21 protein-coding genes and 1 tRNA gene are annotated in these 17,463 nt (G+C 62.4%); 12 read left to right on the forward strand and 10 right to left on the reverse strand.

Features of this window, described 5'->3' with window-relative positions:
* Positions 1 to 60: 60 nt before the first annotated feature.
* The 5 genes from gorA to IAE33_RS04015 all read right to left on the reverse strand — a co-directional run bounded on the left by gorA (position 61) and on the right by IAE33_RS04015 (position 4,574).
* Positions 61 to 1,416 carry a glutathione-disulfide reductase gene (gene gorA / locus IAE33_RS03995; RefSeq protein ID WP_201162340.1) on the reverse strand — a complete coding sequence of 452 codons (1,356 nt, stop codon included), beginning with the start codon at positions 1,414 to 1,416 and terminating at the stop codon, positions 61 to 63.
* 93 nt (positions 1,417 to 1,509) lie between these two features.
* The gene (galU, locus tag IAE33_RS04000; protein WP_028633388.1) at positions 1,510 to 2,349 is read right to left on the reverse strand and encodes a UTP--glucose-1-phosphate uridylyltransferase GalU; all 840 of its coding nucleotides are present in this window, start codon (positions 2,347 to 2,349) and stop codon (positions 1,510 to 1,512) included.
* Positions 2,350 to 2,569: 220 nt separating this feature from the next.
* Positions 2,570 to 3,484 carry a c-type cytochrome gene (locus IAE33_RS04005; RefSeq protein WP_028633389.1) on the reverse strand — a complete coding sequence of 305 codons (915 nt, stop codon included), beginning with the start codon at positions 3,482 to 3,484 and terminating at the stop codon, positions 2,570 to 2,572.
* Positions 3,481 to 4,131: a c-type cytochrome gene (locus IAE33_RS04010; protein WP_201162342.1), complete on the reverse strand. Its 651-nt coding sequence runs from the start codon at positions 4,129 to 4,131 to the stop codon at positions 3,481 to 3,483. Before IAE33_RS04010 ends, IAE33_RS04005 begins: the two co-directional genes overlap by 4 nt.
* A gap of 77 nt (positions 4,132 to 4,208) precedes the next feature.
* Entirely contained in the window at positions 4,209 to 4,574 is a 366-nt protein-coding gene (locus tag IAE33_RS04015; RefSeq protein WP_201162344.1) for a hypothetical protein, read from the reverse strand.
* A 159-nt stretch (positions 4,575 to 4,733) separates the two neighbouring features.
* Here IAE33_RS04015 and IAE33_RS04020 point away from each other — a divergent pair, with 159 nt between their 5' ends.
* The 8 genes from IAE33_RS04020 (at position 4,734) to csrA (ending at position 10,574) form a co-directional block, all read left to right on the forward strand.
* Positions 4,734 to 5,036: a DUF1883 domain-containing protein gene (locus tag IAE33_RS04020; protein ID WP_028633392.1), complete on the forward strand. Its 303-nt coding sequence runs from the start codon at positions 4,734 to 4,736 to the stop codon at positions 5,034 to 5,036.
* A gap of 7 nt (positions 5,037 to 5,043) precedes the next feature.
* The gene (locus IAE33_RS04025; RefSeq protein ID WP_169338813.1) at positions 5,044 to 5,214 is read left to right on the forward strand and encodes a hypothetical protein; all 171 of its coding nucleotides are present in this window, start codon (positions 5,044 to 5,046) and stop codon (positions 5,212 to 5,214) included.
* A gap of 45 nt (positions 5,215 to 5,259) precedes the next feature.
* The gene (locus tag IAE33_RS04030; RefSeq protein ID WP_201162346.1) at positions 5,260 to 6,336 is read left to right on the forward strand and encodes an NAD(P)H-dependent flavin oxidoreductase; all 1,077 of its coding nucleotides are present in this window, start codon (positions 5,260 to 5,262) and stop codon (positions 6,334 to 6,336) included.
* Between the two features lie 85 nt (positions 6,337 to 6,421).
* Positions 6,422 to 7,177, forward strand: a complete 756-nt coding sequence (gene modA, locus IAE33_RS04035; protein WP_201162348.1) for a molybdate ABC transporter substrate-binding protein — start codon at positions 6,422 to 6,424, stop codon at positions 7,175 to 7,177.
* Positions 7,177 to 7,857: a molybdate ABC transporter permease subunit gene (gene modB, locus IAE33_RS04040; protein WP_028633395.1), complete on the forward strand. Its 681-nt coding sequence runs from the start codon at positions 7,177 to 7,179 to the stop codon at positions 7,855 to 7,857. The genes modA and modB overlap by 1 nt, the downstream gene beginning before the upstream one ends.
* Position 7,858: 1 nt before the next feature.
* Positions 7,859 to 8,950, forward strand: coding sequence for a molybdenum ABC transporter ATP-binding protein (gene modC / locus IAE33_RS04045; protein ID WP_201162350.1), 1,092 nt, complete (start codon positions 7,859 to 7,861; stop codon positions 8,948 to 8,950).
* A gap of 70 nt (positions 8,951 to 9,020) precedes the next feature.
* Positions 9,021 to 10,043, forward strand: a complete 1,023-nt coding sequence (locus tag IAE33_RS04050) for a DNA topoisomerase IB (protein ID WP_201162352.1) — start codon at positions 9,021 to 9,023, stop codon at positions 10,041 to 10,043.
* Positions 10,044 to 10,382: 339 nt separating this feature from the next.
* Entirely contained in the window at positions 10,383 to 10,574 is a 192-nt protein-coding gene (gene csrA / locus IAE33_RS04055; RefSeq protein WP_028633398.1) for a carbon storage regulator CsrA, read from the forward strand.
* A gap of 45 nt (positions 10,575 to 10,619) precedes the next feature.
* Here the strand turns inward: csrA and IAE33_RS04060 are convergent, their stop codons facing one another.
* Genes IAE33_RS04060 through IAE33_RS04070 form a run of 3 tightly spaced genes read right to left on the reverse strand, consistent with a single transcriptional unit; the run spans position 10,620 to position 13,595 of the window.
* The gene (locus tag IAE33_RS04060; protein ID WP_028633399.1) at positions 10,620 to 10,973 is read right to left on the reverse strand and encodes a response regulator; all 354 of its coding nucleotides are present in this window, start codon (positions 10,971 to 10,973) and stop codon (positions 10,620 to 10,622) included.
* 10 nt (positions 10,974 to 10,983) lie between these two features.
* On the reverse strand, positions 10,984 to 12,429 hold the full coding sequence (locus IAE33_RS04065) for an ATPase domain-containing protein (protein WP_201162354.1): 1,446 nt from the start codon (positions 12,427 to 12,429) through the stop codon (positions 10,984 to 10,986).
* 5 nt (positions 12,430 to 12,434) lie between these two features.
* On the reverse strand, positions 12,435 to 13,595 hold the full coding sequence (locus IAE33_RS04070; protein WP_201162356.1) for a two-component system sensor histidine kinase NtrB: 1,161 nt from the start codon (positions 13,593 to 13,595) through the stop codon (positions 12,435 to 12,437).
* Between the two features lie 294 nt (positions 13,596 to 13,889).
* Between IAE33_RS04070 and IAE33_RS04075 the strand changes: the two genes are divergently transcribed.
* Positions 13,890 to 13,974, forward strand: a tRNA-Leu gene (locus IAE33_RS04075).
* Positions 13,975 to 14,078: 104 nt separating this feature from the next.
* The gene (locus IAE33_RS04080) at positions 14,079 to 14,492 is read left to right on the forward strand and encodes a DoxX family protein (RefSeq protein ID WP_028633401.1); all 414 of its coding nucleotides are present in this window, start codon (positions 14,079 to 14,081) and stop codon (positions 14,490 to 14,492) included.
* A gap of 1 nt (position 14,493) precedes the next feature.
* On the opposite strand, the gene IAE33_RS04085 is transcribed toward IAE33_RS04080, so the two are convergent.
* Complete coding sequence (locus IAE33_RS04085) at positions 14,494 to 14,685, reverse strand: hypothetical protein (RefSeq protein WP_028633402.1); 192 nt, start codon at positions 14,683 to 14,685, stop codon at positions 14,494 to 14,496.
* Between the two features lie 431 nt (positions 14,686 to 15,116).
* On the opposite strand from IAE33_RS04085, the gene adhP reads away from it, so the two are divergent.
* Complete coding sequence (adhP, locus tag IAE33_RS04090) at positions 15,117 to 16,127, forward strand: alcohol dehydrogenase AdhP (protein WP_201162358.1); 1,011 nt, start codon at positions 15,117 to 15,119, stop codon at positions 16,125 to 16,127.
* Between the two features lie 28 nt (positions 16,128 to 16,155).
* Here adhP and IAE33_RS04095 read toward each other — a convergent pair whose 3' ends face one another.
* Complete coding sequence (locus IAE33_RS04095) at positions 16,156 to 16,374, reverse strand: hypothetical protein (RefSeq protein WP_201162360.1); 219 nt, start codon at positions 16,372 to 16,374, stop codon at positions 16,156 to 16,158.
* Between the two features lie 346 nt (positions 16,375 to 16,720).
* Here IAE33_RS04095 and IAE33_RS04100 point away from each other — a divergent pair, with 346 nt between their 5' ends.
* On the forward strand, positions 16,721 to 17,401 hold the full coding sequence (locus IAE33_RS04100; RefSeq protein ID WP_201162362.1) for an SOS response-associated peptidase family protein: 681 nt from the start codon (positions 16,721 to 16,723) through the stop codon (positions 17,399 to 17,401).
* Positions 17,402 to 17,463: the final 62 nt, after the last annotated feature.

A 17,463-nucleotide genomic window follows, 5' to 3' on the forward strand; every position in this document is an offset into this window, starting at 1 on the left:
CCGTTGGGCGGCCCCAATCGCGAGCTTTGCTCGCTCCTACGGGTTCTGTGGGGGGTTTGGTTAGCGGGTGATGGTGCGCAGGGTGACGAACTCTTCGGCGGCGGTTGGGTGCACACCGATGGTTTCGTCGAACTGCTGCTTGGTGGCGCCGGCTTTCAACGCCACGCCCAGGCCCTGGATGATCTCGCCCGCGTCCGGGCCTACCATGTGGCAACCCAGCACCTTGTCGGTCTGGGCATCCACCACCAGCTTCATCAGGGTCTTTTCCTGGATATCGGTGAGGGTCAGCTTCATGGCGCGGAAGCGGCTTTCATAGATGTTGACCTTGTGCCCGGCTTCCAGCGCCTGCTCCTCGGTCAACCCGACCGTCCCGATCGGGGGCTGGCTGAAGACCGCAGTGGGGATGTTCTGGTAATCCACCGGCCGGTACTGCTCGGGTTTGAACAGGCGCCGCGCCACGGCCATGCCCTCGGCCAGGGCCACAGGGGTGAGCTGTACGCGCCCGATCACATCACCAATGGCCAGGATCGACGGTGCGGTGGTCTGGTACTGGTCGTCCACGCGCACATAGCCGCGCTCATCCAGCTCGACGCCGGTGTTTTCCAGGCCCAGGTTGTCCAGCATGGGGCGCCGGCCGGTGGCATAGAACACGCAGTCGGCCACCAGCTCGCGGCCATCCTTGAGCGTGGCTTTCAGGCTGCCGTCTTCCAGCTTGTCGATGCGCTGGATGTCGGCGTTGAACTGCAGGTCCAGGCCGCGCTTTTCCAGTTCTTCCTTGAGGTGGGTACGTACCGAACCATCGAAGCCACGCAGGAACAGGTCGCCGCGATACAGCAGCGTGGTGGCGGCGCCAAGGCCCTGGAAAATACCGGCGAACTCAACGGCGATGTAGCCACCGCCCACCACCAGCACGCGTCGGGGCAGGTCTTTGAGGTAAAAGGCTTCGTTGGAGGTGATCGCCAGGTCCTTGCCTGGGATATCCGGCACTTGCGGCCAGCCACCGGTGGCGATGAGGATATGCTCGGCGGTATAACGCTGGCCCTCCACTTCCAGTTCGTGGGCGCCGGTGATGCGCGCATGGCCCTGCAGCAAGGTGACGCCGCTGTTGACCAGCAGGTTGCGGTAGATGCCGTTGAGGCGTTCGATTTCGCGGTTCTTGTTGGCAATCAGGGTGCCCCAGTCGAAGTGCCCTGCTTCCAGCGACCAGCCGTAACCGGCTGCCTGTTCCAGCTCATCGGCCACGTGCGCGCCGTACACCAGCAGCTTCTTGGGCACACACCCTACGTTGACGCAGGTGCCGCCCAGGTAGCGGCTCTCGGCCACGGCCACCTTGGCGCCGAAGCCTGCGGCAAAGCGCGCGGCACGCACCCCGCCCGAACCCGCACCAATCACGAACAGATCAAAATCGTAAGCCACGTCACACCCCCCAAGAAAAAAGCTGCAAGCTTCAAGCCTCAAGCTGCAAGAAAAAGCAGCTCGGCTTGTAGCTTGCAGCTTGCAGCTTGCCGCTTAGTAGGCCTTGCCGGTTTTGTAGTAGTTTTCGAAGCAGAAGTTAGTGGCGTCGATGTAGCCTTCGGCGCCGCCGCAGTCGAAACGCTGGCCCTTGAACTTATAGGCGATCACACAACCGTTGCGTGCCTGGTGCAGCAGCGCGTCAGTGATCTGGATTTCGCCACCTTTGCCAGGTTCGGTGTTGGCAATGATGTCGAAGATGTCCGGGGTCAGGATGTAACGGCCAATGATGGCCAGGTTGGACGGGGCGTCCTCCGGGCTTGGCTTCTCGACCATGTTGGTGACGCGGAAGATATCGTCACGGATCATGTCGCCGGCGATCACACCATACTTGTTGGTTTCCTGCGGGTCGACTTCCTGGATGGCAACGATCGAGCAGCGGAACTGGTTGTACAGCTTGACCATCTGGGTCAGTACGCCGTCACCTTCCGGGTTCACGCACAGGTCATCGGCCAGTACCACGGCGAACGGCTCGTCACCGATCAGCGGGCGGCCGGTGAGGATGGCGTGGCCCAGGCCTTTCATTTCGGTCTGACGGGTGTAGGAGAACGAGCACTCGTTCAGCAGGCGACGGATGCCTACCAGGTACTTCTCCTTGTCAGTGCCCTTGATCTGGTTTTCCAGCTCGTAGCTGATGTCGAAGTGGTCTTCCAGGGCGCGCTTGCCACGGCCGGTGACGATGGAGATTTCGCTAAGCCCTGCATCCAACGCTTCTTCGACGCCATACTGGATCAGTGGCTTGTTGACCACCGGCAGCATTTCCTTGGGCATGGCTTTGGTAGCAGGCAGGAAGCGGGTGCCGTAGCCAGCTGCCGGGAACAAGCATTTCTTGATCATAAACGTCCTTAAAAAGGCTAGGGCCTGTGGATTGGCGCAGTCTAATCAGGCGGCGGTCACCTTACAATGCCCCACCCGCGGCCACACATTGGGAAAATAGAGGGAACGCGGGCGGGATAGTTCAAAGGGGGCCCCAACTTTCATGTGCCCGGCAGCGCCCATTGGCGATGAAACAACCGGCCCCGCCCCTTAACGGCGGCAAGGCCGGTTGCTCAATCAGTTACCCTCCGGTGCCCTGCCCGATCAGTACACCGTCCACCTTCTGGCCGTACAGGTTGACCCCGTCATTGGCATGGAACTTCACACGGGTCTTCTCGATGGAGCCTTGCACCAGGCGCGGGTCCTGAGGCCGTTCATGGCGGTTGATCCATGCCGCCACGTCCCAGGCCTGCTGGTCGGTGAGGCTGCCGGGCTTGCCCAGTGGCATGTTGTACTTGATGAACGACGCTGCGGTGTTGATGCGGTGCATGCCGGCGCCCCAGTTGTAGGAGTCCTTGCCCCACAGCGGCGGCATCACGTACTCGCCAGCCACTTTTTGCCCTTCGCCCTGGTCACCGTGGCAAATCGCGCACTGCGCCTGGTACACCTGCTGGCCACGGGCGAAGTCGTAGCCACCCGTGGGTTGTGGCACCTCAGGGTAACCGCGCCCGGCCAGTTCCACCCCCGTGGGCGCCTGGGTCGACAGCCAGTACGAGTACACCGCCAAAGCGGTCATCTGCGGGCTGTCGGCCGCGGGCGGCCTGCCGTTCATGCTGAACTGGAAGCAGCCCTGTATGCGCTCGGCATAGGTGTTCACCTTGTTGTTTTTCTTGCGATAGGCCGGGTACATCGGGTAGGCACCCCACAGCGGCGCCGAATGGGGCATGCGCCCCTGGTCCAGATGGCAGTTGCTGCAGTTCATGCCATTACCCACCGCATCGGGCATCAGGCGGCGGGTGTCGACGAACAGGGCATGCCCGTCGCGCACCATCTTGCCGAAAGCATTGTCGGGCAGCTCGCCCTCGGCGGGCGGTACGAACTGCGGCGCGCGCTGGGCATCGGGCACGTTGAGCTGGGTCTGGTCTTCCATGGTGACGGGGCTGGCCTGGCTGGTAGCGGCGGCAAGCAGGAGCGTGGCGGGTATCAGCAGCTTCATGGGTTGACCTCCTGGCTGGCAGAACGGGCGAAGAACTCGGCCACGGCCTTGATCTCGTCAGCGGTCATGGCCTTGGCCACGCCTACCATCAGTTGGTTGGGGTCATTGCTGCGGCTGCCGTCGCGCCAGGCGTCCAGTTGCGCCACCAGGTAACTGGCAGGCTGGCCGGTCAGTGGCGGGAAGTGCTCGCCGAGCCCTGCGCCACCCGGCCCGTGGCATTGCACACACCCCGGGATCTGGCGGCTCCAGTCGCCGTACAGGGCCAGCCGTTCGGTTGGGTCATTGGCAATTTGCTGGCGCCGCAGGTGGCCGGCTGGTGCTTGAGGAAGGCTGGCCAGGTAGGTGCTGACTGCCTTGATTTCATCCTCGGTCAAGGCCTTGGCCACTGGCTCCATCACCGCCTGACGGCGGCTACCGGTGCGCCAGTCGCGCAATTGCTTGCTCAGGTATGCGGCCGGCAACCCCGCCAAGCGCGGGAAGCCGGCTGCCGCCACGCCACCGCCGTCTGCACCATGGCAGGCGATGCACGCCAGTGCGGCAGGGTCGGCACCGCCCTGGGTAAATACCTTCTGGCCATCCGCCGCCTGGGCGGCCGGCCAACTCAGCGCCAGCAGGCTGCCGAGCACCGCGCGTTTGAAGGGTGTCATCGCGAATCTCCTTTTCTATTGTTATATGCTTAGACCTAAAACATATAAGCAAAAGGAGCGCGACCCGTTGCGCTAGATCAACTTCCTGAAATGCACTGGGTGGTTGCCTTGCGCACATCACCTGGGCGCAACGGGAAGTTGCTCAGGCGCTCGTGCAGCTTCACGCTGCTGCCATTGCCACTGCCCCGCTCAGCGATATCCAGCACCGCGGCCGGGCCAGCGCCTGGCGAGAATTTTTGCGGCACGATCAGCCGCAGGCCATCACCCCGTTTTTCTTCCACCAGCGGCCCGCGAGAATCCGCAAGCCCGGCCTTCACGCAATCGGCGAATTCGCGGGGTGTCTTGCCCGAGATAACGTCCATCGTCTCGTGCGACTGTTCAATGTCCGACACGCTGGCACAACCTGCCAACGCCAGGGTCAGCGCTGCCACCATCCACTTCATCTGTTGCACCTCAACCATTACCAGCCCTGTTCGACCGTGCCCGGGCGCATTTGCTCCCTGCTTTGGCAGATTTATCCGCGCCCGTTGCGCGGGGCGGCGGCGTGCGTGCACATCGTGGTATCTTGCGCATTTGCAGAACCAGACTTTGCGGAGCCCCACATGAAATTCGTACACCAGCGCGAGCACCTCAACGAGGACGACATCGTCGTCGTCGAGTGTTCCCAGCGCTGCAATATCCGCCTGATGAACGACGCCAACTTCCGCAGTTTCAAGAACGGCGGCCGTCACACTTACCACGGCGGGCATTTCGACAAGTTTCCAGCCAAGATCACCGTGCCCAGCACCGGCTTCTGGAACATCACCCTCGACACGGTGACCACGCGCCCGATCTCGGTCACGCGCAAGCCCAGCCTGACCCACAAGATCAAGATCATCCGCCGTTCATCGTCGAAACTCAGCTAAGGCCACCATGACCCAGACCATCAAGTACGTGATCAAATACAAACTCGACGGCCAGCGCCGCTGGGATTTCGCATTGATGCAGGATGACTCGCAGGCTCAGGCCCTGGACGCCTTGCGCAAGATCCATGGCGAGGACGCCGACAAGATCAGCGACATCCAGGTCAGCAAGGCCCTCTAACAACCGCTGCCGCCCCCCTGCCCCCCGCCCCACAAGGAGCATTGCATGAGCCGTTGGCCCGATCGCCGTATCCTCGATTTGCTGGGCATCGAAGTGCCCATCTTGCAGGCGCCGATGGCGGGGGCGACAGGTTCGGCCATGGCGATCGCCGTGGCTGAGGCAGGCGGGCTGGGGGCTTTGCCGTGTGCAATGCTCACTGGCGAGCAGGTACGGCAAGAAGTGTCCACTTTTCGCCAAGCCTGCCCGGGCCGCCCGTTGAACCTCAACTTCTTCTGCCACACCCCGCCCGCCCCGGATGCCGCGGCAGGTCAACGCTGGAAGCAGGCGCTCGAACCTTACTACCGTGAGCTGGGCGCTGACTTCGATGCGCCAACGCCGGTGTCCAACCGTGCACCGTTTGACGAGCAGAGCTGCCAGCTGGTGGAGCAGGTGCGCCCAGAGGTGGTCAGCTTCCACTTCGGCCTGCCCTCTGCCGCCCACCTGCAGAGGGTGAAGGCCACGGGTGCCAAGGTGCTGTCCAGCGCAACCACCGTTGAAGAGGCCGTGTGGCTGCAGGGCCACGGTTGCGATGCCATCATTGCCATGGGCGCCGAAGCGGGTGGCCACCGGGGCATGTTCCTCAGCGAGGACATCACCACCCAGATCGGTACCTTCGCGCTGGTGCCGCAGGTGGTTGATGCGGTCGACCTGCCGGTGATCGCCGCAGGTGGCATTGCCGACCACCGCGGCCTGGTGGCGGCGCTGGCGTTGGGTGCGTGTGCGGTACAAATCGGCACTGCCTACCTGTTCAGCCCCGAAGCCAAGGTGTCGCCAGCGCATCGCCAGGCGCTGGACACCGCCCCGGCCAGCGACACGGCAATGACCAACCTGTTCACGGGCCGCCCGGCGCGCGGCATCAACAACCGCATCATGCGCGAGCTGGGGCCCATGAGCGCATTGGCACCCCGCTTCCCGTTGGCCGGCGGCGCATTGATGCCCTTGCGGGCAATCACCGACCCGCAGGGCGACAGCGCTTTCAGCAACCTCTGGGCCGGCCAGGCATTGCGGCTGGGCCGGCACGAAGCGGCCGCTGTGCTGACGCGTGAAATCGCCGAACGCGCCTTGGCGGTGGTGGGCGTTTAAACAGCGCTTTATCTACCCTCTTCCCGCTTCATGGCCTATCGCTATATAGTTGAGGTTATAACGATAACCCCAAGGAGCTGTATCGATGCCTATTCGCCCGTCTCACCTGGTCACTGCACTGGCCGGCCTGTTCGCCCTCAATGCTGCCTGGGCAGACGAAGTCCAGGTTGCAGTTGCAGCCAACTTCACCGCCCCCATTCAGGCCATTGCCCAGGACTTCGAAAAAGACACCGGCCACAAGCTGGTAGCCGCCTACGGCGCCACCGGGCAGTTCTACGCACAAATCAAGAACGGCGCGCCGTTCGAAGTCTTCCTGTCGGCTGACGACAGCACCCCGGCCAAGCTCGAAGAAGAAAAAGCCATCGTGCCAGGGTCGCGCTTCACCTATGCGATCGGCACCCTGGCCCTGTGGTCTGCGCAATCTGGGTACGTCGACGCAAAAGGCGAGGTGCTACAAAAAAACCAGTTCAAGCACCTGTCCATTGCCAACCCGAAAACCGCCCCCTACGGCCTCGCCGCCACTCAGGTATTGGCGAAGCTGAACCTGACCGAGGCCACCAAGCCTAAACTGGTGGAAGGTCAGAACATCACCCAGGCGTTCCAGTTTGTCTCTACCGGTAATGCCGAACTGGGCTTCGTGGCCCTGTCGCAAATCTACAAGGACGGCAAGGTACAAAGCGGCTCGGCCTGGATCGTTCCGGCGTCGATGCACGACCCTATCCGCCAAGACGCGGTGATTCTGGAAAAGGGCAAGGACAACCCGGCCGCCAAAGCGCTGGTGGATTACCTCAAAGGCCCCAAGGCCGCGGCGGTGATCAAGTCTTACGGTTATGAAATCTGATGCCACTGGACGCCAGTGACCTGGGTGCAATCTGGCTGACCTTGAAACTGGCCAGCCTGACCACCCTGATTCTGCTGGTGGTTGGCACGCCGATCGCCTGGTGGCTGGCCCGCACGCGGTCATGGCTGCGCGGGCCCGTGGGCGCGGTGGTGGCGTTGCCACTGGTGCTGCCCCCTACGGTCATCGGCTTCTACCTGCTAATTGCCCTGGGCCCCCACGGCTGGCTCGGCCAGGCCACGGCGGCACTGGGCCTGGGCAGCGTGGTGTTCAGCTTTAGCGGCCTGGTCATCGGCTCGGTGATCTATTCCATGCCGTTCGTGGTGCAGCCCCTGCAGAACGCCTTCGGCGCCATTGGCCAGCGCCCGCTGGAAGTGGCCGCCACACTGCGGGCCAGCCCATGGGACACATTCGTGCATGTGGTACTGCCACTGGCGCGCCCAGGCTTCGTCACGGCCAGCATCCTGGGCTTTGCCCATACCGTGGGGGAGTTTGGCGTGGTGCTGATGATTGGCGGCAACATCCCCGACAAGACGCGCGTGGTCTCGGTGCAGATCTTCGATCACGTCGAAGGCATGGCCTACGCACAAGCCCACTGGCTGGCTGGCGCCATGCTGGTGTTCTCTTTCCTGGTGCTGCTCCTGCTGTATGCCGGGCGACGCGGCAAGGCTGGCTGGAGCTGACATGACCCAAGCGATTGTGGCGCGCCTGAAACTGGCACGTGACGACTTTACCCTGGACGTAAACCTGCAACTGCCCGGGCGCGGTATCAGCGCGTTGTTCGGCCACTCCGGCTCGGGCAAGACCAGTTGCTTGCGCTGCCTTGCCGGCCTTGAACGCGCTACCAGCGCGTACGTGGAGGTGAATGGCGAAGTCTGGGAGGACAGCGCCCGGGGCCACTTCGTGGCACCGCACCTGCGGCCAGTGGGCTATGTGTTCCAGGAAGCCAGCCTGTTCCCACACCTTAGCGTACGCGGCAACCTGGAGTTTGGCTGGCGCCGCGTCGCACCCGCGCAGCGCAAGGTCAGCCTTGAACAGGCCAGCGCGCTGCTGGGCATAGGCCACCTGCTGGCGCGCCGCCCGGCGACCCTGTCCGGCGGCGAAGCGCAGCGGGTAGGTATCGCCCGCGCCCTGCTCAGCAGCCCAAGGCTGCTGCTGATGGACGAGCCGCTGGCCGCGCTCGACGGGCCACGCAAGCGCGAGATCCTGCCGTACCTGGAGCGCCTGCACGACGAACTGGACATCCCGTTGGTGTATGTCAGCCATGCCCAGGACGAAGTGGCGCGCCTGGCAGACCACCTGGTGCTGCTGGAACAAGGCCAGGCGGTTGCCAGTGGCCCCATCGGCGAAACCCTCGCCCGCCTTGACCTGTCGCTGGCCCAGAGCGAAGACGCAGGCGTGGTGTTCGAAGGGCTGGTGGTTGGCCATGACCCGCAGTACGACCTGCTCGACCTGCGCCTGCCTGGCAGCAGCGGCCCATTGCTGCGCTTCGCCCACCCGGCCCACGTGATGGGTAGCACCCTGAGGGTGAAAGTGCAGGCCCGGGACGTCAGCCTGGCGCTGGATGCCGACAGTGCGTCCAGCATCCTCAACCGCGTGCCGGTACGGGTGTGCGAAACCCGCCCTGCCGACAACCCGGCGCATGTGCTGGTCAGCCTGGACGCCGGAGGCAATGCCCTGCTGGCTCGCGTTACCCGTTACTCGGCGCACCAGCTCGGCCTGCACCCCGGCCAGCTGCTGTTCGCGCAGATCAAGTCGGTGGCGCTGCTGGGCTGAGCATTTGAATGGAGCAACGGTCAAGCGGCTGATGTCCATTGATCAGTGACCTGATCGAGGCCTGCCGCCCATGCTTGACTGCCCGCTTCCCGCATCCCTGCATTATGTAGACGACAGCCAGCCTGGCCTGACCCGCCGCCGCTGGCGGGACCGCTTCATCTACCAGGACGCTGACGGCGAGCGCGTGCGCGACCCTGAGGTACTCGCGCGCATCGCGGCACTGGTCATACCGCCTGCGTACACCGATGTGTGGATATGCGCCGACCCGCAGGGCCACCTGCAAGCCACTGGCCGCGACGCCCGTGGCCGCAAGCAGTACCGCTACCATGCGCAGTGGCGCGAAACCCGGGACCAGCACAAGTACGGGCGTATGCTCGCTTTTGCCCAGGTGCTGCCAAAACTGCGGGCACAACTGGAAACCCACCTGGCCCGCCCGGGGCTGGACCGGGAAAAGGTGATGGCGTTGGTCGTGAGCCTGTTGGACCACACCTTGATCCGTATCGGCAACCAGCGCTACATGCGCGACAACCGCTCCTACGGCCTGACCACCCTGCGCAACCGCCACGTGGAGGTGAAAGGCAGCACCATTCGTTTTCAGTTCCGCGGCAAGCGCGGTGTGGAACACGACGTCACCCTGCGCGACCGGCGCTTGGCCAGCCTGCTCAAACGCTGCATGGAGCTGCCGGGCCAGGCGTTGTTCCAGTACCTCGATGAAGAGGGCCAACGGCACAGCATTGGCTCAAGCGACGTTAACCAGTTTCTGCAAACGCTCACCGGCGCCGACTTTACGGCCAAGGACTACCGCACCTGGGCAGGCAGCAGCCTGGCCCTTGACCTGCTCAAACCGCTTGCCTGGGAGCCGGAAACCGAGGCCAAGCGCCAGGTGGCGTCGATCGTGCGCGAGGTGGCCGCGCGCCTGGGCAATACACCGGCCGTTTGCCGGCGCTGTTATATCCACCCGGCTGTGCTTGAACATTACGCACTCGGCCGCCTGGCTGCGCTGCCCAAAAACCGGGTGCGCAAGGGGCTGGACCCGGAAGAGGTTGCCCTGCTGCTGTTTTTGCAGGCGTTGGAGGAACAGCAGGCGGGGTGAGGCTGTGTTGGGCGCCGCTTGCGCAGCGCATCGCGAGCTCTGCTCGCTCCTACAGGTGTCCGGTGGTACTCGGGGTTTAGCATTAACCCCGTCTATCCCCACCATCATGCAAAGAAATTTCCCATTGGCCAGCAACCCCCCTATTCTTGCCACCGAGCACCTTGGCCGACAGACCCGCAGGGGTTTGCCTCGGCGCCTGCCTCCTGAACAAGCGACAGTTTTTGTCTCCCCAGGGGAATTACTAGCCGCCGAAAGCGTCTTTAATGAGAAGGAAGAGGGACACGCTCCCACCGCCAGGGCACTGGCTCAGCGGACTTTTTTATCACCAAGGAGAACTACATGCTGATACTCACCCGCAAGGTTGGCGAGAGCATCGTCATCAACGATGACATCAAAGTCACCATTTTGGGCGTGAAGGGGATGCAGGTGAGGATAGGCATCGATGCCCCCAAAGATGTCCAGGTTCACCGCGAAGAGATCTTCAAGCGCATTCAGGCCGGCAGCCCAGCCCCGGAAAAGCACGAAGACTAACGTCCAAGGCACACGCCAGGCAGCATGGAAGCGCCTGCTTGCCGATCAGTTGCCCAGCAGGTCGCGAACCGTCGCGATCATGCGGTCCATGTCGAAAGGCTTGTCAAACACGGCTGCGAACAAGTCAGGGCAACCCTGGTTGGCCTGGGCACCGCTCATGAGAATGATCGGCAGCGTGCGCCACGCCGGGTCCTTGCGCAGAGCACGGGCCAGTTCCTCACCATTGAGCAGCGGCATCATGTAATCGGTAATGATCAGCTGCACCGGTGCATCCTTCAACGCTGCAAGCGCCTTGACCCCGTTGCTGGCCTTTCTCACCTGAAACCCTTCATCCTCCAGGGCATAGCCCAGAATCTCGGCGATCAGGTACTCGTCATCGACGATGAGGATGGTTTTCATGGGCTGGCCATCATCCGCTGGGGTTCGCCACAGCCGTGCCCGAAAGCATGCCGCTGGCCCCTTCGAAGGCCTTGTGCAGGCTTATGCCCCGCGTGCCTATCATCAGCTCGTGTGGGGACGTATGGTGCTGCCCATCGCGTACCTTGAGTATGGAGAGCATGCGCCGCAGGGTTGAGTCGAGCTCAACGAAGCGCATCAGCATGAGGTTGTCGACAATGCTGGAAAGGTCGGGCGCCGGGGCGCTGATTTCTGCCCCGAAAATATCGCGCATCTCCCACGTGAGCATCACACTCACATCGCGCGCCCTGAGCTCGCCGGTCAATGCCCGGAAAAACGCGTTGAGGCGGGTGGGCTCCATGGCCAGCCGGCTGAAAGCACCCAGGCTGTCGATCACCACCCGCTTGGCGCCCATGGCATCCACCTGCTCGATCAGGTGTGCGCCCAATTGGTCCAGCAGGCCTTCAGTAGTAGGCTGCCAGCACAAACGCAGGCTACCCTCCTGCTCCATCGAACGAAAATCGAAGCCTAACGAGGCCGCCTTGTTGCGCAGGCGTTCGGGCGGTTCGTAGAAACCGAAATGCAACCCTGGCACCTGCTTCGTGCTGGCACTGAGAAATGCCAGGCCCAGCGAAGTCTTGCCAATGCCGGATGGGCCCATCAGCAGGGTCACAGAGGCTGCTGCCAAGCCGCCATCAAGCATGTCATCCAGGCTGGGCACACCACTGCTGACCCGCCCTGGGGCACAACTGCCGTGCTGGCTGGGGTGGCTGAACAACGACTCAAGCCGTGGGAATACCCGCATGCCAGTGCCATCGATCAGACACTCATGGCGCCCGGACAATGCAGCACTGCCGCGCGTCTTGCGCAGTTGAATGCTGCGCACGGCGCGGCTACCCACCAGTTGCTCGCCCAGTTCGATCACGCCGTCGACCATGGTGTGCTCCGGGCTGCCCTCTTCCATCCGCGCGCTGGTCAGCAAAAGTACCGTACAGCCTGCGAAAGCGGCATGGCCCTGGAGGGCGGACACGAACTTCTTGGTGTCGAGTGCATTTTCGGCACGTGCGCGGGCGTTGAGCACCCCGTCCACAACCAATAGCGTGGCCTTCTGCCGGGCAATCTCCTGACGCAGCAGCCGCACTACCGCGTCCAGCCCTTCTTGCTCCAGGGTATCGAACGCACTGACGAACTGCATCTGGTCACCTACCAGCGCCGGGTCGAAGAAATCCAGCGTGCCCAAATACTGAAACAGCCGTTCGTGAGACTCGCTGAGCAAGGTGGCTACCAACACCCGCCCGCCGCTGCGCACATGGCCGCAGGCTAGCTGGTTGGCCAGTATGGTTTTGCCCGCGCCCGGTGGCCCCTGAACGATGTAGGCTGCGCCGGCCACCAGCCCGCCCCTGAGCAGTGCATCAAGCCCTTCTATCCCCGTCACCAGCCGCTTGAGTTCGTGTGTCATGCTCGCTACCTGTGCGCAAGGCTGTGTGTATGGCCATGAGAGGTTGGCAGATAAAGCTGCATGCACGTGCCCTCCCCGGCCACGCTGTGCACGCTGATGGCCCCGCCGCTCTGCCTGGCGAAGCCGTACACCTGGCTAAGGCCCAACCCAGTACCTTTGCCGAACGCCTTGGTGGTGAAAAACGGCTCGAAGATGCGCGGCAGTACGTCCGCCGCGATACCCTCACCGCTGTCCTGAACCTGGAAGCAGACAAAGCGGCCGTGCAGGCCCTCCACTTCCCCCGACAGGCCCACCACCCCAACCGTCAAGCCGATGCGCCCCGGCCCTGCGATGGCGTCCCGCGCATTGAACAGCAGGTTGAGCAGCACCATCTGCAACTGCCCGGCATCCACCTCAATGAGCGGCAGGTCGGGTTGTACCTGCACCTCAAGCCGAATGGCATCAGGCAGCGCATGCTCCAGCAGGCCGCGGGTAGCATCCAGCAAGCTGCTGGGGTCGATACTGGCCACATCGAGTTTGCGATGGCGAGCAAAGCTGAGCAACTGGCGGGTCAGGTCGGTACCACGCTGCCCGGCCTCCAGGATGTTCTGCAACATGCGCCTGGGGCGCTCCGGGTCGTCCGAAGTCAGCGCCATGCGCGCAGAGCTGATGATGATGGTCAGCAGGTTGTTGAAGTCGTGGGCCAGGCCACCCGTCAGCTGGCCGAGCGCTTCGAGCTTCTGCGCCTCGAACAATTGCGCCCGAACGTTATCGAGCTGCAGCGCAGCCTCGCGACGGTCTGTTACATCCCGGGTGACCTTGGCCAGGCCCACAACCTGCCCTTCGTCGTCCCTGATCACATCCAGGGCCGCCAGCGCCCAGAACTGCGTACCGTCCTTGCGCACCCGCCAGCCCTCATCCTGCGCCCGTCCGCTTTCCAGCGCCTGGCGCAATAGCTGCTCGGGCCGGCCGTCAGCGCAATCCTGCGGGGGGAAGAAGATCGAAAAATGCCGCCCAACCACCTCGTCGGCGGTGTAGCCCTTGATGCGCTCGGCGCCGGCGTTCCACGACACCACATGGCCAGCAGGGTCGAGCATATAGATGGCGTAATCCACCACCGACTGAACCAACTGTTCATATCGCGAGGCGGGTATCACCGGGGTAACCGGGCAATCGGCTGAAACCATGAGAACTCCACTGGCACAGCGGGAGGGACAAAATGAAAAATCGGGCGTCGCCCTGGACGACATACCAAGCGCTGAAGCCTGGCCCCGCAACACCTGGCCCTACTGTTTGGATCCAGTGATCGGGCTACAGTGGGCCATCGACAACAGCCTGTCAATTCTCCATTTGACCGAACGCTCCTGTGTTGAGCATAGGTGCTAGAGTTGACTCAACTATAACGATGGGTTATAAAGCGCGCTTGATTGCGAAGCCCTTCTGCCAGGAAGCGAGCTGGTCACTGCGACCCTTTCAAGCGTGCGAGTGTGGTGGAATTGGTATACACAGCAGACTTAAAATCTGTCGGCGTGAGCCTTGCGGGTTCGAGTCCCGCCACTCGCACCACTCACTATTAAAAAGGCGCCCCAACGGGCGCCTTTTTGCTGGGCGCAGCAATGTTTCGCGCACCTGCTACAGTGGTTTTTGTCCCTGCCCACTGGAAGCTCGCCATGCGCTATTCGATGCTTGAAGGTCAACGCGACCTCGTCCTGCTGCTCGCCCGCGTTTTGCTCATGACTCTTTTCGTGTTTTCCGGCTGGGCCAAACTGACCGGTTTTGACGGCACAGTCAGCTACATGGCTTCGCTGGGGGCCCCGGCCCCTACCCTGGCAGCAGGCATTGCCGTCTGCATGGAGTTTGCGGTTGGCATCCTGTTGATCCTGGGCTTCTATACCCGCCCGCTGGCGTTGCTGTTCGCGCTGTTCGTACTGGGCACTGCACTGCTGGGCCACCCGTTCTGGACGATGATCGAGCCGGCACGCAGCGCCAACATGACCCAGTTCCTGAAAAACCTCGCCATCATGGGCGGCCTGTTATCGCTGGCTGTCAGCGGCCCTGGGCGGTTCTCCGTAGACGGGCGTTGAGTCAGTCGTCGTCACAATCATCAAACCAGGCCGGGTGATCGCGCTCGTCAGCGTCCAGGTCATCCGCAGCTTGCGCATCCAGTTCATCCTCAGCACCTTGGGCATCGGCCTCCGGCTCATAGCCCTCATAGAGAAACTCGTGGTCGAGTAAGTGATCGTGCTCAGGTTCGTGCAGGTCATCGTCGTCGCGCATGGGGGCTCCTGGGTAGATGGGCACGCCTATATAGGCTGATGCTGCTGACGGGTCAAATATACCGCGCTTAATGCAGGCTTAACCCGCCACTTGCAACCTGTGCGTGTTCCCTTCAAGCGCATCTTGCCCGCCCACTGTGGCGGGCTCTTTTTATACGTGCGACCCTGCTGGCGCACACGCCCAAATCAAGTGCTGGCCTGAACGCTCCCATCACCTGCCGTTCACGAAATACTGACATCTGCATTGGCATTCTGACCCTGCTCCGTACGTTCTTGCAGCCCGCCGCCTACTTGCCGCGGGCTTTTCTTTGCGCGCGATTTACCAGCCGCCCTCATACGCTTCCATGACCTGTAGCAGTTTTACCGCCGCACACAGGGGCTATGCTTAGCCGGCTGTTATGCAAGCCAAACCGGATAAACACGGAGGTTCATATGAAAGCTGCTGTTGTTGCACCAGGCCGTCGCGTGGAAGTAGTGGAAAAAAAACTGCGCCCGCTCGAGCACGGCGAAGCGTTGCTGAAAATGCAGTGCTGTGGCGTGTGCCACACCGACCTGCACGTGAAAAATGGCGACTTCGGTGACAAGACCGGCGTAGTGCTGGGTCACGAAGGCATCGGCGTGGTTCAGGAAGTGGGCCCGGGCGTGACCTCGCTCAAACCGGGTGACCGCGCCAGTGTGGCCTGGTTCTACCAAGGCTGTGGCCACTGCGAGTACTGCACCAGCGGTAATGAAACCCTGTGCCGCGATGTGAAGAACGCTGGCTACACCGTGGACGGCGGCATGGCTGAAGCCTGCATCGTGCAGGCCGACTACTCGGTCAAGGTGCCAGACGGGCTGGATTCTGGCGCTGCCAGCAGCATTACCTGCGCCGGCGTTACCACCTACAAAGCCGTGAAAACCTCCAACATCCGCCCCGGCCAATGGATCGCCATCTATGGCCTCGGTGGGCTGGGCAACCTGGCCCTGCAGTACGCGAAGAACGTATTCAACGCCAAGGTGATCGCCATCGACGTGAACCCGGAGCAACTGCGCTTCGCCAGCGAAATGGGCGCAGACCTGGTGATCAACCCGCTTGAAGAGGACGCCGCCAAGGTCATCCAGGCCAAAACCGGTGGGGCTCACGCTGCGGTTGTAACCGCTGTAGCCAAGGCTGCATTCAACTCAGCAGTGGACGCCCTGCGCGCAGGCGGGCGGTTGGTGGCGGTGGGCTTGCCTACAGAGTCCATGAACCTGAATATTCCACGCTTGGTACTGGACGGCATCCAGGTAATCGGTTCGCTGGTCGGTACGCGTCAGGACTTGGAAGAAGCCTTCCAGTTTGCTGCAGAAGGCAAGGTCGTACCGAAGGTCACCTTGCGACCGGTAGAAGACATCAATCAGATTTTCGAAGAAATGATCGGAGGGAAGATAAAAGGCCGCATGGTCATCCAGTTCAATGAGTAACTGATAGAACGCCGGTGCGGCAGAGCGCTCACGGCGTACAACGGCCGTCGCGAGCGACTACCAAGCGGTTCATTCTGGGGCGACTGTCGGCTTTCCATGACAGTTGTTCCAGTTGCTCCGTTTCACAGCTATCAGCCTGTTCCTCGGCAACAACCTTTACCTCGACACTCTCACCGCGACGCTCACGCGCATCCGCTGTTGCCTTGAGCATCTTGTTCAACGATTCAACCATGCTGGAATAATCCATAGCCTGCCTCCATTGCCGCAGTGATTCACCTGAAGAGCCTGACCTGAGCGAGCCAACCTTCAGAAACTGGCAACGCAAAACACGACAACTGGCGAACCCTTTCAATAATGACCCGCTCTGCTGCGCGAGGTTCAGCCAAAAACACCGACAGGTAGTATCAGCCTAGCAGTCACCCAGGGTAGGCGCACACGGCAAACCCCCTTCTCTGCTACGTTGCGCAAACCCGCCCGTCGGTATCGCTGCACGGCCGCTGGCCTTTACTGCGCAGGCAGAACAAACTGTATAAACATACAGATCAAATACCCTGCAGTGCTGGCGAGCCAGCAGCAGCGACGGGAGGTAAACCATGTGCGGGCGCTATTCGCTCTACGAGAGCATGGACTTCTACCTGCGCCAGCTGGGCCTGGACCTGGTGGTCATCAGCGGCTATGACGAAGCGCCGATCAACCGCTACAACGTAGCGCCGCGTAGCCAGGCGGCGCTTATACGTGAAGCGCCAGGTGGCTTGAGCGTGGGCAAGGTGCCGTGGGGTTGGGCGCCACCCTGGGCCACTGGCAAGGGCCCGGTGCCCATCAATGCACGGGCCGAAACGGTCACGCAATCGCCTTTCTTCAAAGCGCTGTGGCCCGGTGGGCGCGCCTTGGCGCCGGCAAATGGTTGGTTCGAGTGGATCAGCGACCCTGGCGCGCTAAAAGGCAAGCAGCCTTACCATATACAGGCGGCCAACGGGGAGGCGCTGTTCTTCGCCGCCCTGGCAGATGCAAGGCCTGAACAGGGTGGTGGTTTCGTGGTGCTTACTACGGCTGCGGATGGAAAACTTGCGGCTATTCACGCCCGCAAGCCGCTGGTGCTTACACCAGCCCTGGCTAGGGAATGGCTGGATCCGCGCACGACGGTGCAACGGGCAGAGGCCATCGTGTACAGCGGCGGCCGCCCAGCCTCAGCCTTTACCTGGCACAAGGTGGATGCCAGTGTGGGTAACGTGCGCTGCGAAGGCGCCCATTTAATCGAGCCTGTTTCCGGCTGAGGCCTTGAAACTGTGCCATGGCGGCGCAGCGGGCCGCATTGCAGCCCGCTGCATGGCACCGG

The organism is Pseudomonas sp. S60 (assembly GCF_016647865.1).
In the GTDB taxonomy this organism is placed as follows: Bacteria; Pseudomonadota; Gammaproteobacteria; order Pseudomonadales; family Pseudomonadaceae; genus Aquipseudomonas; species Aquipseudomonas parafulva.

Excerpts from the sequence above, each read along its gene's own strand:
- galU (WP_028633388.1), bottom strand. The coding sequence starts at position 2,349 with ATGATCAAGAAATGCTTGTTCCCGGCAGCTGGCTACGGCACCCGCTTC.
- IAE33_RS04005 (WP_028633389.1), bottom strand. The coding sequence starts at position 3,484 with ATGAAGCTGCTGATACCCGCCACGCTCCTGCTTGCCGCCGCTACCAGC.
- IAE33_RS04010 (WP_201162342.1), bottom strand. The coding sequence starts at position 4,131 with ATGACACCCTTCAAACGCGCGGTGCTCGGCAGCCTGCTGGCGCTGAGT.
- IAE33_RS04015 (WP_201162344.1), bottom strand. The coding sequence starts at position 4,574 with ATGAAGTGGATGGTGGCAGCGCTGACCCTGGCGTTGGCAGGTTGTGCC.
- IAE33_RS04020 (WP_028633392.1), top strand. The coding sequence starts at position 4,734 with ATGAAATTCGTACACCAGCGCGAGCACCTCAACGAGGACGACATCGTC.
- IAE33_RS04025 (WP_169338813.1), top strand. The coding sequence starts at position 5,044 with ATGACCCAGACCATCAAGTACGTGATCAAATACAAACTCGACGGCCAG.
- IAE33_RS04030 (WP_201162346.1), top strand. The coding sequence starts at position 5,260 with ATGAGCCGTTGGCCCGATCGCCGTATCCTCGATTTGCTGGGCATCGAA.
- modA (WP_201162348.1), top strand. The coding sequence starts at position 6,422 with ATGCCTATTCGCCCGTCTCACCTGGTCACTGCACTGGCCGGCCTGTTC.
- modB (WP_028633395.1), top strand. The coding sequence starts at position 7,177 with ATGCCACTGGACGCCAGTGACCTGGGTGCAATCTGGCTGACCTTGAAA.
- modC (WP_201162350.1), top strand. The coding sequence starts at position 7,859 with ATGACCCAAGCGATTGTGGCGCGCCTGAAACTGGCACGTGACGACTTT.
- IAE33_RS04050 (WP_201162352.1), top strand. The coding sequence starts at position 9,021 with ATGCTTGACTGCCCGCTTCCCGCATCCCTGCATTATGTAGACGACAGC.
- csrA (WP_028633398.1), top strand. The coding sequence starts at position 10,383 with ATGCTGATACTCACCCGCAAGGTTGGCGAGAGCATCGTCATCAACGAT.
- IAE33_RS04060 (WP_028633399.1), bottom strand. The coding sequence starts at position 10,973 with ATGAAAACCATCCTCATCGTCGATGACGAGTACCTGATCGCCGAGATT.
- IAE33_RS04065 (WP_201162354.1), bottom strand. The coding sequence starts at position 12,429 with ATGACACACGAACTCAAGCGGCTGGTGACGGGGATAGAAGGGCTTGAT.
- IAE33_RS04070 (WP_201162356.1), bottom strand. The coding sequence starts at position 13,595 with ATGGTTTCAGCCGATTGCCCGGTTACCCCGGTGATACCCGCCTCGCGA.
- IAE33_RS04080 (WP_028633401.1), top strand. The coding sequence starts at position 14,079 with ATGCGCTATTCGATGCTTGAAGGTCAACGCGACCTCGTCCTGCTGCTC.
- IAE33_RS04085 (WP_028633402.1), bottom strand. The coding sequence starts at position 14,685 with ATGCGCGACGACGATGACCTGCACGAACCTGAGCACGATCACTTACTC.
- adhP (WP_201162358.1), top strand. The coding sequence starts at position 15,117 with ATGAAAGCTGCTGTTGTTGCACCAGGCCGTCGCGTGGAAGTAGTGGAA.
- IAE33_RS04095 (WP_201162360.1), bottom strand. The coding sequence starts at position 16,374 with ATGGATTATTCCAGCATGGTTGAATCGTTGAACAAGATGCTCAAGGCA.
- IAE33_RS04100 (WP_201162362.1), top strand. The coding sequence starts at position 16,721 with ATGTGCGGGCGCTATTCGCTCTACGAGAGCATGGACTTCTACCTGCGC.